The sequence below is a fragment of the Agromyces solani genome (genome assembly GCF_058349925.1).
On the sequence record NZ_JBYRER010000001.1, the window covers coordinates 951,619 to 965,855 of the forward strand.

The 14,237-nt window shown below is 72.2% G+C and carries 15 protein-coding genes; 8 read left to right on the top strand and 7 right to left on the bottom strand.

All coding sequences use genetic code 11. The annotated features are described in order from the left end of the window. Positions 1-4 precede the first annotated feature (4 nt). The gene (locus AC3RJ7_RS04415; protein WP_491454609.1) at positions 5-517 is read left to right on the top strand and encodes a hypothetical protein; all 513 of its coding nucleotides are present in this window, start codon (positions 5-7) and stop codon (positions 515-517) included. Between the two features lie 22 nt (positions 518-539). Here AC3RJ7_RS04415 and AC3RJ7_RS04420 read toward each other — a convergent pair whose 3' ends face one another. Beyond that, complete coding sequence (locus AC3RJ7_RS04420) at positions 540-893, bottom strand: VOC family protein (RefSeq protein WP_491454610.1); 354 nt, start codon at positions 891-893, stop codon at positions 540-542. A 199-nt stretch (positions 894-1,092) separates the two neighbouring features. Between AC3RJ7_RS04420 and AC3RJ7_RS04425 the strand changes: the two genes are divergently transcribed. After that, complete coding sequence (locus AC3RJ7_RS04425) at positions 1,093-2,244, top strand: DUF998 domain-containing protein (protein ID WP_491454611.1); 1,152 nt, start codon at positions 1,093-1,095, stop codon at positions 2,242-2,244. Positions 2,245-2,268: 24 nt separating this feature from the next. On the opposite strand, the gene AC3RJ7_RS04430 is transcribed toward AC3RJ7_RS04425, so the two are convergent. From AC3RJ7_RS04430 to gnd, 4 genes are all read right to left on the bottom strand, one after another. Then, the gene (locus AC3RJ7_RS04430; RefSeq protein WP_491454612.1) at positions 2,269-2,631 is read right to left on the bottom strand and encodes a hypothetical protein; all 363 of its coding nucleotides are present in this window, start codon (positions 2,629-2,631) and stop codon (positions 2,269-2,271) included. Next, complete coding sequence (locus AC3RJ7_RS04435) at positions 2,628-2,951, bottom strand: DUF202 domain-containing protein (protein WP_491454613.1); 324 nt, start codon at positions 2,949-2,951, stop codon at positions 2,628-2,630. Before AC3RJ7_RS04435 ends, AC3RJ7_RS04430 begins: the two co-directional genes overlap by 4 nt. After that, complete coding sequence (locus AC3RJ7_RS04440) at positions 2,948-3,301, bottom strand: YidH family protein (protein WP_491454614.1); 354 nt, start codon at positions 3,299-3,301, stop codon at positions 2,948-2,950. The genes AC3RJ7_RS04435 and AC3RJ7_RS04440 overlap by 4 nt, the downstream gene beginning before the upstream one ends. Positions 3,302-3,420: 119 nt before the next feature. After that, entirely contained in the window at positions 3,421-4,833 is a 1,413-nt protein-coding gene (gene gnd / locus AC3RJ7_RS04445) for an NADP-dependent phosphogluconate dehydrogenase (protein ID WP_491455226.1), read from the bottom strand. Positions 4,834-5,198: 365 nt separating this feature from the next. On the opposite strand from gnd, the gene AC3RJ7_RS04450 reads away from it, so the two are divergent. Beyond that, positions 5,199-5,822: a 50S ribosomal protein L25/general stress protein Ctc gene (locus AC3RJ7_RS04450; protein WP_491454615.1), complete on the top strand. Its 624-nt coding sequence runs from the start codon at positions 5,199-5,201 to the stop codon at positions 5,820-5,822. A 117-nt stretch (positions 5,823-5,939) separates the two neighbouring features. Here the strand turns inward: AC3RJ7_RS04450 and AC3RJ7_RS04455 are convergent, their stop codons facing one another. Continuing rightward, positions 5,940-6,578 carry a TetR/AcrR family transcriptional regulator gene (locus AC3RJ7_RS04455; RefSeq protein WP_491454616.1) on the bottom strand — a complete coding sequence of 213 codons (639 nt, stop codon included), beginning with the start codon at positions 6,576-6,578 and terminating at the stop codon, positions 5,940-5,942. 158 nt (positions 6,579-6,736) lie between these two features. Between AC3RJ7_RS04455 and AC3RJ7_RS04460 the strand changes: the two genes are divergently transcribed. The 4 genes from AC3RJ7_RS04460 (at position 6,737) to pth (ending at position 9,472) form a co-directional block, all read left to right on the top strand. Then, a complete protein-coding gene (locus tag AC3RJ7_RS04460; RefSeq protein WP_491454617.1) occupies positions 6,737-7,330 on the top strand; it encodes a DUF6230 family protein in 594 nt (197 codons plus the stop codon). Positions 7,331-7,450: 120 nt separating this feature from the next. Continuing rightward, complete coding sequence (locus AC3RJ7_RS04465) at positions 7,451-8,035, top strand: DUF6114 domain-containing protein (protein WP_491454618.1); 585 nt, start codon at positions 7,451-7,453, stop codon at positions 8,033-8,035. Then, entirely contained in the window at positions 8,032-8,793 is a 762-nt protein-coding gene (locus AC3RJ7_RS04470) for a hypothetical protein (protein ID WP_491454619.1), read from the top strand. The genes AC3RJ7_RS04465 and AC3RJ7_RS04470 overlap by 4 nt, the downstream gene beginning before the upstream one ends. 97 nt (positions 8,794-8,890) lie before the next feature. Further along, positions 8,891-9,472: an aminoacyl-tRNA hydrolase gene (gene pth, locus AC3RJ7_RS04475; RefSeq protein ID WP_491454620.1), complete on the top strand. Its 582-nt coding sequence runs from the start codon at positions 8,891-8,893 to the stop codon at positions 9,470-9,472. 17 nt (positions 9,473-9,489) lie between these two features. Here the strand turns inward: pth and AC3RJ7_RS04480 are convergent, their stop codons facing one another. Then, the gene (locus AC3RJ7_RS04480) at positions 9,490-10,248 is read right to left on the bottom strand and encodes an RNase H family protein (RefSeq protein WP_491454621.1); all 759 of its coding nucleotides are present in this window, start codon (positions 10,246-10,248) and stop codon (positions 9,490-9,492) included. Positions 10,249-10,493: 245 nt separating this feature from the next. On the opposite strand from AC3RJ7_RS04480, the gene mfd reads away from it, so the two are divergent. Continuing rightward, positions 10,494-14,129, top strand: a complete 3,636-nt coding sequence (mfd, locus tag AC3RJ7_RS04485) for a transcription-repair coupling factor (protein WP_491454622.1) — start codon at positions 10,494-10,496, stop codon at positions 14,127-14,129. The last annotated feature ends 108 nt before the right edge of the window (positions 14,130-14,237 follow it).

A 14,237-nucleotide genomic window follows, 5' to 3' on the forward strand; every position in this document is an offset into this window, starting at 1 on the left:
GATCGTGTCGTTCCTGTCCGCCGAGACCGCGAGGGCGCTCGCCGAGCTCGTGGCCCTCGACGCGCTCGCCTCGGGCGACGGCGACGGCGACGGCGACGGCGAGGGGGATGCCTCGCCGCTCGAGCGGCTCCGAGGCATCCGCTCGCTCGTGGCCGCCCTCGAAGCCGAGCCCGCCGTGCTCGCGGCCGTGCGCGAGGCCGTCGCAGCGGGCACCGGCTGGGACGAGATCGCGGACGCCGCGGGCCTCAGCCCGTCCGCGGCGAAATACCGCTGGGCGGGCGACGACGCCGCGATCGCCGATCGGCAGGAGGCGAGCCGGCGCCGGAAGCGCGAGCGGCCGTCGAGCGTGCCGACCGACCTGCCCGGTCTCTCGGTCGCCGAGGCCGCGGCGAAGTTCGGGGTGACGGCGCAGGCGATCTACCAGCGGGTGAACCGGGGACAGCTCGAGGCGCGCACCGTCGAGCTCGCCGACGGGCGGAAGTACAAGCGCGTCTTCCCGGCCGACACCGCCGGGTGAACCGGCCGGCGGCCGCCTTCGCTCACGCGACCGGTTCGAGGAACTCGAGCCGGTTGCCGTGGCAGTCCTCACTGTAGAAACGGCGCATACCGGGGAAGTCGTCGTCGAAGCGCACGGGGTAGCCGGCCTCTCGGAGCCGTGCCGCCCACTCGTCGAGGCCCGTCACGAGCAGGCCCGGGTGCGCCTTGGTCGCCGGGCGGAAGTCGGGCTCGACGCCGAGGTGCAGTTCGATGCCATGGCCGCGGAACCAGCAGCCGCCGCGCGCCGCGAGAGCGGGCGGCTTCTCGAGCTCGGTGAGTCCGAGCACCCCCGTGTAGAAGTCGCGGAGCGCCTCCTCCCGGTGCGGGGGACAGGCGAGTTGGACGTGGTGCAGCATGCTGGCCTCCGAGATGTCTCGATATCAAGATATCTCCCTCGGCGTGCCCTCGCGAGCGAAGTCGGCGACGCTCGATCGCGGGTGTTGGAGCGGCGTTCGCGCGGGTGCTAGGTTGCGGCTGAGGCCCGAAGACGGGCCCGCCGGACGGCCGGGTCCGATCGCTCGATCGCACGTCCGGTCACCGAGCCGAGGGAGTGCGATGTCCACGTCGATCGCCAAGCTGCTGCGTCATCCGGCGGCGAGCACCCAGTCGCTCGAATCGGTCGCACTCCTGCTCGCCGGTGCGGTGCTCGTCGTCGTCGCGCCGATCTCCTGGCTGTTCTACCGCGACGGCGAATGGCCCATCTCGGGGCCGGGTTCGCTCGGCCAGGCGATCGCGATCACGTCGGCCGTCGTCGCCGGTGCCGCCTTCGTGTTCGGGCGGGCGGTGGTCGCCACCCGGGCCGGCCGGGCCGGTGTCACCGACGCCGCCGAGCGTCGCGGGCGGCTGCGCTGGTTCGACGTCGCCGCCCTCGCGATCGCGCACGCCGTCATCGCGCTGCTCGGCTGGACGGGACTCGCCTCGGTGCTGAGCCTCAGCTTCATCGACGCCGTCGTCTTCTCGGTGCCGGCCGCCGCCCTGACCGGCGTCGCCGTCGCACTCACCGCCTACGTCGTGTTCCTGTCGTCGGTGCACATGAGCCCGATGATGCTCTCGCTCGTGCTCGCCGTCTTCCTCGTGCTGGGCGCGCTCGCGAGCATGCTGAGCGCATCGGACCCGTACTGGTGGAAGATGAACCTCAGTTCGCTCGGCATGACCGACGACATCTCCGCGCTCGCCTTCAACCTGACGCTCATCGTCGCGGGCGTGCTCGTCACGACGATCGCGCACTACGCGGTCTCGTCGATCGCGGCGACGACGCCGAAGGAGATGAAGGGCCGGCGCAAGGTCACCGGCATGCTCGCCCTGCTCGGCGTCCTGCTCGCCTGCGTCGGCGTCTTCCCGGTCGACGAGTACCTGCAGGCGCACAACCTCGCGGCGACCGGCATGGCGATCGTCTTCACGGTGCTCGTGTTCGCGCTGCACCGCTGGCTGCCGGCGGTACCGCGCCCGTTCGTCATCCTCGGCTACGTCGACGTCGCGATCATCGTCGTGATGGCGGCGTTCTTCATCAACGGGTACTACAACCTGACCGCGGTCGAACTCGTCGTCGCGGTGCTCGTGTTCAGCTGGGTGATCGTGTTCCTCCGGAACCCCGGCGACCCGGCGCAGGCCGAAGGCGTCGGGTCGGCCGTCGGCGGGGCCGACGGGGCCGACCGTCCCGAACCGGTCGGCGACCCGACCGGGACGGGCGCGAACACGATCGCCTGACCGTTCCGCGGTCGATTCCCGACGTCAGGCCGGCCGCTCCTCGGGCTCGACGGGCGTCGGCGCCGACGGCAGCAGGCCGAGGTTCGCGAGCGGGGTGGCGACGCCGCCGGGGCCGATGGCCCAGCACTGCCAGCCGGGACCGCCCGCGCCGAACAGCTCGAGCGAGACCCGGAAGTCGAGGGCGTCGACGTCGTAGCGTTCGACGTAGACGGCGCAGGCGCGGGTCGCGGCCGACTGCGCCTGCCCGATGAGCGAGAGCACGAGCGGCAGCACGAGCGCACCGAGTGCGATGAGCACGGTGATGCGCAGGGCCTTCCGCCGGCGCTCGCCGTAGACCGGTCGTTCGTCGTGCGGGCTGTCGTCGAACCCGGGGTGATCGGCGATCATGCGCCGCTCCTGCCCACGACCGAGGCGATGCCCGCCGCTGCGGCGACGACCGTCACGGTCGCGATCGCGACGATGAGCCACGCGGGCGGCGCGAATCGCCCCGACTCGAGTTGCCGGCGCCGCACCGCGCCGACCGCGGCGACGGCGGCCGCCGCCCCGACGAGCACGACACCCGCGACGACGAGCCAGTCCTCTCCTTCGACGAAGCCGGTGCGCAGCGCGAGCAGCGCGTTCACCGCCACGAGGAGCGCGGTTCGACTCCACGACAGCGACGTGCGCTCCGGCTGCAGGCCGGGGTCGCGAACGGTCGCGTCGCTCATGGCAGGGCCAGGAAGACGGTGAGCACGATCGCCGCGACGAGGCACACGCCCGCGAGCACGGGCAGGGCCCAGCTGTACCCGAGCCGGCCGCCGTGGCGCATCGCGATCTCGTTGCTGCGCCAGCGGAAGTACGAGAGCAGCGCGAGGGCTGCGGCCGCGAGGCCGAGCATGACCGCCAGCAGGGTGACGACGGGACCCGGGCCGACGTTCGCCGCGAACTCGTGCAGCAGCACGCCGCCGGCGATGAGGGCGAGGGCCGTGCGGATCCAGGCGAGGAACGTGCGCTCGTTCGCGAGCGTGAAGCGGTAGTCGGGATCGTCGCCCTCGCTGCGCCACTTCGGTTCGGCCATGCGTCGAGCCTATCCGCGACCGCGCGGCACGCCGACGCGCGAGACGCGAATCGCCCGCCCCGGACGACGGGACGGGCGATTCGACTCGACTCCGAGGCATCCTGGGATGCCCCGTGCCGTCAGTGCGACGACGGCGTGGTCTCGATCTCGGAGCGGTCGCCCGACCACAGCGTGTGGAAGACGCCCGGCTTGTCGACGCGCAGGTAGGTGTGCGCGCCGAAGAAGTCGCGCTGGCCCTGCACGAGCGCGGCGGGCAGACGCTCGGCGCGGAGGCCGTCGTAGTACGCGAGCGACGAGCTGAACGCGGGCGCGGGGATGCCGGCCTGCGTCGCGGCCACGACCACGCGGCGCCAGGCCTCCTGCGCGCCCGTGACGGCGTCGCTGAAGTACGGGGCGACGACGAGCGCCACGAGCTCGGGGTTCTCGGCGTAGGCGTCGGCGATACGGTTGAGGAAGCGGGCGCGGATGATGCAGCCGGCGCGCCAGATGCGTGCGATGTCGCCCTTCTTGACGTCCCAGCCGAACTGCGCGGCGCCGGCGATGATCTCGTCGAAGCCCTGCGAGTACGCGATGATCTTCGAGGCGTAGAGCGCCTGCCGCACGTCCTCGATGAAGGCGTCGGGGTCGGCGACCGTGAAGTCGCCCGACGGGCCGGGCAGGTCGGTGGCCGCCGCGCGCTGGCCGCGCTGCGACGAGAGGCTGCGCGCGAACACGGCCTCGGCGATGCCGGAGACGGGGACGCCGAGGTCGAGCGCGTTCTGCACCGTCCAGGCGCCCGTGCCCTTGGCGCCCGCCGAGTCGAGGATGACGTCGACGAGGGGCTTGCCCGTCTCGGCGTCGACCTGGCGCAGCACCTCGGCGGTGATCTCGATGAGATAGCTCTCGAGCTCGCCCGTGTTCCACTCCGCGAAGATGTCGGCGATCTCGGCCGGCGACTTGCCCGTGCCCTGGCGGATGAGGTCGTAGGCCTCGGCGATGAGCTGCATGTCGGCGTACTCGATGCCGTTGTGCACCATCTTCACGAAGTGGCCGGCGCCGTCCGTTCCGACGTGCGTCACGCACGGCGCGCCGTCCTCGGGGGCGCGGGCGGCGATCGACGCGAGGATCGGGCCGAGCGTCTCGTACGACTCGGCGGTGCCGCCGGGCATGATCGAGGGGCCGTTGAGCGCGCCCTCCTCGCCGCCCGAGATGCCGGTGCCGACGAAGTGGATGCCGGTCGGCGAGATCTCCGCCTCGCGGCGGATGGTGTCGTGGAAGTTCGCGTTGCCGCCGTCGACGATGATGTCGCCGGGCTCGAAGCGCGCGACGAGTTCGGAGATGACGGCGTCGGTGCCCTTGCCCGCCTGCACCATGATGATCGCGGTGCGCGGCTTCGCGAGCGACGCGACGAAGTCGTCGTACGACTCGCTCGCGACGAACTCGGCCTCGGGGTGCTCGGCGACGAGCGTGCGGGTGCGCTCGGGCGAGCGGTTGAACACGGCGACGGTGTTGCCCTCGCGGCTCGCGAGGTTGCGGGCGAGGTTCGACCCCATGACCGCGAGTCCGACGACGCCGATGTTTGCTGAAGGGGTGACAGGCACGGAGTTCTCCTCGAGAAGGGTGTGGGGTCGGCTTCCAGCGTACTGTGAGCGGGCCTCACGGTTGCGCGACGTTGCGGTGAGACGGTGTGCCTCGTGGTGGGCGCAGGGGCTGGTAGACTTGCGGATTGGACTTCGGCGAGGGAGGTCGCGCCGCCGTGCGAACGGTGGGCGAGGCATCCGTGATCGACGCGGTAGGGGCAGGCTCCACGGCTTTTCCTCACGCTCTGCGCAGCACGCTGCGCGCGTTCGAGTCGAAACGACAGACACACGATCTGGGCCGCCAGGGCAGTACGCCCGGCCCCGCAAGGAGAAACATCATGGACGAGGACAACAAGGTCGTCGCGGAGGCCCGCGACAGCTTCGGCAAGGGTGCGGCCCGCAAGATCCGCGCCGCCGGCAAGATCCCCGCGGTCATCTACGGCCACGGCACCGACCCGCAGCACGTCACCGTGCCGGCGCACCAGGTCGGCCTGCTCATCCGCAAGGCGAACGCCGTGCTCGACCTGCAGATCGGCTCGAAGAGCCAGCTCGTCCTCGTCAAGGACGTGCAGAAGGACCCGGTGCACCAGGTCATCGAGCACCTCGACCTCATCGTCGTGAAGAAGGGCGAGAAGGTCCAGGTCGAGGTCCCCGTGCACCTCGAGGGCGAGTCGGCTGCGGGCACCGTCGCCGACCTCGACCACCACGCGCTGTCGCTCGAGGTCGAGGCCACCCACATCCCCGAGAACGTCGTCGTCTCGGTCGAGGGCCTCGAAGAGGGCACCCAGATCCACGCGAAGGACGTCGAGCTGCCCAAGGGTGCGACGCTCCTGACCGACGGCGACGCGCTCGTCGTCAACGTGCACACCCCGCAGAAGGTCGACCTCGGTGAAGAGGCCGCCCCGGCCGCCGAGGCCGAGGCCGCCGAAGAGGCGCCCGCCGAAGAGGCCGCCGCGGAGTAATCGCGCGACCTCCGGGGAATCCGGCATCCGAGGGCCCGCCCCGCGACCGTACGGTCGCGCGGCGGGCCTTCGTCGTTCTCCGGCGCGCGTGAGAGCGGTCGGGGCGCGGCGGCCGGCTCAGGCCTCGAAGAGCACGCGGGATGCCTCGGGGTCGATCTCGCTCGCGATGCCCCGCAGCGCGTGCTCGAGGAGTTCGACGATCTCGTCGTCGGCGAGCTCGTCGGCGAGCGCCGCGTCGACGAGGGCCTGCTCGGTGAAGGCGAGCCATCCGCGCAGGCCGATGCGGAGCTTCGCGCTCGGCTCGACGCCGAGCTCGCGGAAGAGCACGACGACGCGCTCGGTCTGCAGCACGCGAGCCTGCTCGACGACGGCGCGGATCTGCGGGTCGCCGCTCGCCGGGCCGCGGACGAGCGAATAGAACGTGCCCCCGTGTGCCCGTACGAAGCCGACGGTGCGTGCGAGCGTGTCGGTGAGCCGGGGGAGCGCGGTGAGCGACTGGTCGGGCTCGGTGGCGAGCAGCATGCTGTCGCGCGCGGTCTTCACGAGCTCGCGCTGGAATCCCTGCCGCGAACCGAAGTAGTGGAACAGCAGTGCCCGCGACACGCCCGCCTCGGCCGCGAGCCGCTCGATGTTGAGTTCGCCGAGGGGGTGCTCGGCGAGGGCGGCGACGCCGAGGGCGATGAGCTGGGCGCGCCGTTCGTCGGGCGAGAGCCGCGCCCGCCGCGCTGCGGGGATCTCATCGACGCGGGCGGCCATGTTCCGAGCCTAACGGCGCGAGGCCGGCGGACCCGCCGTCGAAGTGACCGGATCGTTATTGACTTCGAGTGAACAGCTGTTGACGGAGAGTCAATAGCCTCCGTAAGGTCGCCCGTGGCGGCGAACCGCCGCCCGCTTCAGCGCATCAAGGAGGATCCATGAAGTTCCGCTCACTCACGGGCTCGCGCCTCGGTCGTGTCGCCATCGCCGCCGTTCCGGTCGGCGTCGCCGCCAGCCTCGTCATGGCGGGCGTCGCGAACGGCGCCGTACCGGTGTCGTTCGCCGTCTCGGGCAGCCAGTTCAAGATCGCCGCATCCTCGCTCGACGGCAGCGGGTTCTCGCAGTACGCGGGCGTCGCCGCCGAGAAGAACGGCACCCCGCACCCCGTCGCGATCTCGAACATCGGCGAGGCGTCGCTCTCGAACCTCTGCCAGTCGGTCGTCACCGACACCCCGCTCGGCAAGCTCGGCATGCTCATCTCGGCCGGCGGCGGCGGCAAGCCGGCGACGGCGAGCGACCTGCAGATCGGCCTCACCGACCTGCAGGGCGACGCGACGTTCGGCAACATCCGAATCGGCGTGGATGCCTCGACGGTGAAGACCCCGTCGAAGGGCGAGGCGGGCGGCTTCGCGCAGGACGCCGACACGATCAAGATCTCGGGGCTCAAGCAGACCGCGTGGAGCACCCAGGCCGGCGTGTTCACCCTCAACGGCCTGCACCTGCAGCTGACCAACGGCAAGGAATGCTTCTGAGCCCGATCCCGGGCTGAACGCCGGAACGACCCGCGGGGCGGGTGCGCGACCCGACGCCACCCGCCCCGCGACCCTCACCGCCAGCACACGACGCGCCAGCACACGACGAAGGAGTCACCGATGCCCGCGACCCACGACCCGCAGACCGAACCCGACGAGACCGCCGGCGGCGACCTGCTCGCCGCACTCGCCTCGCCCGCGCGCGACGACGACGGGGCCGCGGCCGCCGACCCCGATGATGCGGCCGGCCCGGGCGGGTTCGGCGCCTGGTATCGATCGCGCCCCCTCATCGGCGGCATCATCACGGTGCTCGCCGGTGCGGCGATGTTCCTCTCCAGCCAGCTCGACCTCGGCAACCTCACGATCCACGTCGGCGTCGAGGGCATGCAGGCGACGATCCTGCCGATCATCGTCGTGCTGGCCGGAGTGCTCGCCGTCCTGATGCCCGCGCATCGCATCTTCTACGGCGTGATCGCGCTCGCCGCCTCGGTCTACTCGCTCGTCGCGGTGAACCTCGGTGGCTTCTTCGTGGGATTCCTGCTCGGCTGCATCGGCGGCATCATGGTCGTCTCCTGGGCGCCGCGGAGAGATCGGACCGCGGAGCCGGCCGCTGCCGAGGGGGAGCGGGCGGAGCCCGGTGCCGCCGACCCCGACACCGCCGCGACGGAGACCGAGGCCGAGGCGACCTCGGAGGCGGCCGCGTGAGCCGGGCTCGTCATCTCCGCGTCGGCGCGATCGGTGCGCTCGCGCTCCTCCTCGTCGCCGGCACCGCGCAGGGCGCCTCGGCCGTGACGGACATCCGGACGGCGGCGACCGACTGCACCGAGCCGAGCGCGATCGAGCAGTTCTTCGGCATCGACGGCTGCGACGACCCGGCAGCGACGCCCGTGCCGACCGCGACGCCCGAGCCGACGCCGACCCCGACCGCCGAGCCAGGCACGGGAGGCCCCGATTCGGGCGGCGCCGAGCCCGAGCCGTCCCCGACGCCGGAACCGGAACCGGCCGCGCCCGAGCCCGCCGCGCCGGCCACCCCGCCGCTCGCGCCGCTCGATGCGGGCGCGCCGGTGTTCACCGGCGACCCGGCGACGCTCTCGGGCGACTCGCTCGCGATCGAGGGGCTCTCGGGGATCGCGATCGTCTCGGTGAAGCTCGCCGACGGGTCGACCGAGCGCGCGATCCGGCTCACCGCCGACCGCATCGTGATCGAGGGGTTCCGGCTCGACGTGCCCGCGGGCGACGGCGGGCTCCGAAACACCGCGACGACCCTCACGGTCGAGGGCGACGTCGTCGTGTACACCCCCTCGATCTCCGGCATCCTCGAAGACGGCACCAAGCGGCTCATCGACACCCTGACGACGCCGACCGCCGACGAACTCGCCGGGCTGACCCGGCTCACGCTGCCGCTGCGCGGCATGCTCGCCGACTCGATCGCCTACGACGACTCGCATCAGGCGACGTTCTGACCGGGTACGCTCGTTGCGGGCCGGAGCGGCCCGGATCGACCCGAGCGGAGCACGAATGGCGTGGTTCAGGCGGGCACGCGCGCGGAAGGACGACGGCATGGCCGAGAACACCTGGCTCGTCGTCGGACTCGGCAACCCCGGAGCGCAGTACGCCGGCAACCGGCACAACGTCGGCCAGATGGTCGCCGACGAACTCGCCGCGCGCCTCGGGGCGAGCTTCAAGAGCCACAAGACGCCCTCGCGCGTCGCCGAGGGGTTCGTGCGCCCCGGCGGACCGAAGCTCGTCGTCGCGAAGCCCAACTCGTACATGAACACGTCGGGCGGGCCCGTGTCGGCGCTCGTCAAGTTCTACGGCGTGCCGCCCGAGCGCATCATCGTCGTGCACGACGAGCTCGACCTGCCCTTCGACACCGTGAAGCTCAAGCAGGGCGGCGGCCACGGCGGCCACAACGGGCTGCGCGACATCGCGAAGTCGCAGGGGCCCGAGTTCATCCGCGTGCGGGTGGGCATCGGGCGACCGCCGGGCCGACAGGACCCGGCGGACTTCGTGCTCAAGGACTTCTCGGGCACCGAGCGGCAGTCGCTGCCCAACCTCGTCTCGGATGCCGCCGATGCCGTCGAGGCCGTCGCGAGCGACGGGCTGCTCGCAGCGCAGCAGCGGTTCCACTCGCCGAGCTGAGCGTCCCGGCTAGATCACTAGATCAGCCCGCGGAGGAACTCCTCGGGGCTCTGCCCCGCCGCGCGGGCGCGTTCGACGAGCCTGGTGTGCTCGTCGACCGTGAGGTCGAGCGTCATCGTGAGCCAGTCGGCGGCCGGGTCGTCGAAGTCGAAGAGGGTCGCGTCGGCGGGGGAGCGGTCGTCGTGCGCCGGGCGCTCGAGCGACTCGGATGCCTCGACCGATGCCCGGGCGGCGGCCTCGTCGGTTGCGGGCACCGGCTCGGGCTCGGGAAGCGCCTCGACCACGGCGGTCGCCACCGCGGCGTCGCCCTCGCACGCGCCCGACCAGCCGGGGCCCGCCGGCACCGCGCCGCCGCTGCGGAACGCCTCGGCCGCGGCTCGGGCGCGCTGGTCGGCGGCCTCGTTCATCGGGTGGCCGACGTGGCCCTTCACCCATTCGAAGCGGTAGCGGCGCCCGACGAGGGCGGCGTCGAGCTCCTTCAGGATCTCGACGTTCATGACGGGCTTGCCGTCGGCCTTGCGCCAGCCCTTGCGCTTCCACCCGGGCATCCACTTCGTCACCGAGTTGATGACGTACTGGCTGTCGCACTGCACGAGCAGCTCGTCGTCGAGGTGGGCGGTCGCGCGGAAGAGCTCGAGCACCGCGGTGAGCTCGCCGACGTTGTTGGTGCTGTGCTTCCACCCGCCGGCCGCCCAGCAGTCGTCGGCGACGTACCAGGCCCAGCCGGCGGGGCCGGGGTTGCCGAGGGCCGAGCCGTCTGCGGCGGCGATGATCATGGGGTGGTCCTTCCGTCGGGGCGGAGTCATCGTATCGGGAGGTCCGTCGAGGAGGGCGGAGCCCGTGTCGGGTCGGTCGAGGTCGGTCGAGTAGGGCGCAGCCCGTGTCGGGTCGGTCGAGGTCGGTCGAGTAGGGCGCAGCCCGTATCGAGACCACCTCTGCAGGGCGTGGCCTCGATACGCGTCGACTCCGTCGCCGCTCCTCGACCGACCGGGGTGTCGGCGGGGCGGAATAGACTTCTCCGGTGAGCCTCAAGGGTCTGAACACGGCGCTTTCGCGCGCCTCCACGATCGAACGCGCCCTGGCCGAGGCCCAGCGCAACGCCGACTTCTCGGCACCGTCGGGGCTCGATGCGCCCTTGCTCGCCGCGCTCCTCGAGCGTCGTGCGGCCGCCGGTCTCGCACCCGCGCTCCTCGTCGTCACGGCGACGAGCCGCGAGGGTGAGGCACTCAGGGCGTCGCTCGCCCCGTACCTCCCCGACGCCGAGCTCCTCGAGTTCCCCGCGTGGGAGACCCTGCCGCACGAGCGACTCTCGCCGAGCGCCGAGACCGTCGGGCGGCGCCTGCACGCCCTCCGCCGCATGCACGAGTGGGCCGCCGCATCGGGCCCGAAGCATCCCCTCGTCGTCGTCGCCTCGGTGCGCGCCGCGCTGCAGCCGATCGCCGACAACCTCGCCGCCCTCGAGCCGATCGAGCTCGTCGAGGGCGCCCGCGGCCACGACCTGTCGCAGATCGCCCTGCGCCTCGTCGACCTCGCCTACGCGCGTGTCGACATGGTGTCGCGTCGCGGCGAGTTCGCGCTGCGCGGCGGCATCCTCGACGTCTTCCCGCCGACGGCCGACCACCCCGTTCGCGTCGAGTTCTTCGGCGACGAGGTCGAGGAGCTGCGCGCCTTCTCGGTCGCCGACCAGCGGTCGCTGCCCGAGCCCGTCGAGCGGGTGCGCCTCGCGCCGAGCCGCGAGCTGCTGCTCACGCCGGCCGTCAGGCAGCGGGCGCGCGAGATGGTGCACGAGTTCCCGAGCCTCTCGGCGATGCTCGAGAAGATCGCCGAGGGCATCCCCGTCGAGGGCATGGAGTCGCTCGCCCCCGCCCTCACCGAACGGCTCGTGCCGATCGCGCACTACCTGCCGCGCGAGGCGGCCGTCGCCGTCATCGCGCCCGAGCGAGTCGCCGGTCGCGCCACGAGCCTCGCCGAGACGAACCGCGAGTTCCTCGCGGCGGCTTGGAGTGCCGCGACCGTCGGCGCAGGCGCCCCGATCGACCTCGACGCCGGCGACTTCCTGACGGTCGCGCAGCTGCGCGATGCGACGCTGTTCAGCGCGCCCGGCGAGCCCGACCCCGGCCGCGTCTGGTGGACGCTGTCGGCGTTCGACGCCGGCGAGGCATCCGAAGACCTCGAGCTGGATGCCTCCTACGTGCGCATCGCCGCGAACGCGATGCCGAGCTTCCAGGGCAACGTCTCGGGCGCGGTCGACCACGTCGCCGAGCGCCTGCGCGACGGCTGGGCGCTCGTGGTCGCCGCCGCCGGGCACGGACTCGTCGAACGCGCCCGCGACGTGCTCGCCGAGGCCGGGCTCGCCGGCCGCATCGTCGACGAGGTGCCCGACGCGCTCGACGCCGGTGTCGCGTACCTCGTCCAGGCCGAGGCATCCCGCGGATTCGAGGTGCCCGAGGCGAAGCTCGGGCTCATCGCGGAGGCCGAGTTCTACGGGCGCTCGGCGGGCTACGATGCCCGCGCCGGCAAGAAGCTCGCGACGAGGCGGCGCAACGTCGTCGACCCGTTGCAGCTGAAGCCGGGCGACCACGTCGTGCACTCGACCCACGGCATCGGCAGGTTCATCGAGCTCGTGCAGCGCGAGGTCGCGACCGGCACCCGGCCGAAGGGCCCGAGCCGAACGGCGGGCATCGCGGGCCAGCCGACCACCGTGCGCGAGTACCTCGTGCTCGAGTACGCCTCGTCGAAGCGCGGGCAGCCCGGCGACCGCCTGTTCGTGCCGATGGACCAGCTCGACCTGCTGTCGCGATACGTCGGCGGCGAGGCGCCGTCGCTCTCGAAGATGGGCGGCAGCGACTGGTCGCAGGCGAAGTCGAAGGCCCGCAGGGCCGTGCGCGACATCGCGGTCGAGCTCGTGAAGCTGTACTCGGCGCGCATGGCCGCGAAGGGGCACGCGTTCGGGCCCGACACCCCGTGGCAGCACGAGCTCGAAGAGGCGTTCCCGTTCGCCGAGACGCACGACCAGCTGCAGACGATCGACGAGGTCAAGGCCGACATGGAGCGGCCCATCCCGATGGACCGGCTGCTCGCGGGCGACGTCGGCTTCGGCAAGACCGAGGTGGCCGTGCGAGCCGCGTTCAAGGCGATCCAGGAGGGCAAGCAGGTCGCGATGCTCGTGCCGACGACGCTGCTCGTGAAGCAGCACCTCGAGACGTTCAACGAGCGCTACGCGGGCTTCCCGGTGCACGTGCGGGCGCTCAGCCGCTTCCAGACCGACAAGGAGGCGCGGGAGACCATCGCGGGCCTCGCCGACGGCACCGTCGACATGGTCATCGGCACGCACCGCATCCTCACCGAGAAGGTGTCGTTCAAGGACCTCGGCCTCATGATCATCGACGAGGAGCAGCGGTTCGGCGTCGAGCACAAGGACGCGCTGAAGAAGCTCAAGACGAACGTCGACATCCTCGCGATGAGCGCCACCCCCATCCCGCGCTCGCTCGAGATGGCGGTCACCGGCATCCGCGAGATGTCGACCCTCGCGACGCCGCCCGAAGACCGCCACCCGATCCTCACGTTCGTCGGCCCGTACTCCGAGCAGCAGGTCGCCGCGGCGATCCGCCGCGAGCTGCTGCGCGAGGGCCAGGTGTTCTTCGTGCACAACCGCGTGTCGTCGATCAACCGCGTCGCCGCCCAGCTCGCCGAGCTCGTGCCCGAGGCGCGCATCGCGGTCGCCCACGGCCAGCTCAACGAGCACTCGCTCGACCAGATCGTGAGCGACTTCTGGGAGCGCAAGTTCGACGTGCTCGTCTCGACGACGATCATCGAGACGGGCCTCGACATCTCGAACGCGAACACGATCATCATCGACCGCGCCGACAAGTACGGCCTCTCGCAGCTGCACCAGCTGCGCGGCCGCGTCGGCCGCGGCCGCGAGCGGGCGTACGCCTACTTCCTCTACGACCCGGCGAAACCGCTCTCCGAGACGGCGCACGACCGGCTCTCGACGATCGCGGCGAACAACGAGCTCGGCAGCGGCATGCAGGTCGCCCTGAAGGACCTCGAGATCCGCGGCGCCGGCAACCTGCTCGGCGCCGAGCAGGCCGGGCACATCGCGGGTGTCGGCTTCGACCTGTACCTCCGCATGATCGGGGAGGCCGTGTCCGCGTTCCGCGGCGACGTCGCCGAGGGGCAGACCGAGCTCCGCCTCGAACTGCCGGTCGACGCGCACATCCCCGACGAGTACGTCGACAGCGAGCGACTGCGCCTCGAGGCCTACCAGAAGCTGTCCGCCGCGAGCGGCCCCGCCTCGAAGGACGGGCAGATCGACCAGGTGCTCGAGGAGCTCGTCGACCGGTACGGCACGCCGCCCGAGTCGGTCGAGCACCTCGTCGCGGTCTCGCGGCTGCGCCGCCAGGCCCAGCTCGCGGGGCTCGGCGAGGTCATCGCGACGGGTTCGAAGCTGCGCATCGGGCCGGCGCAGATCCCCGACTCCCGTCGGGTACGGCTCGAGCGCATGTACCCGGGGGCGAAGCACTTCGCCCAGAACGACGTCATCCTCGTGCCGTGGCCGACCCCGGGCGGCGAACCGCCCGGCGACGCCGATCTCATCGAGTGGGTGTCGCGGCTCATCGCGAACATCTTCGAGCCGGCGCCGGCGGCGGCCTGAGCCGCCGCGGCCCGAGCCGCCGCGGCCCGAGCCGCCGCGGCCTGAGCCGCCGCGGCCCGAGGCGTGGCCCGAGCCGTGGTGTCCCGACCGGCGGGTGGATCGGCGACC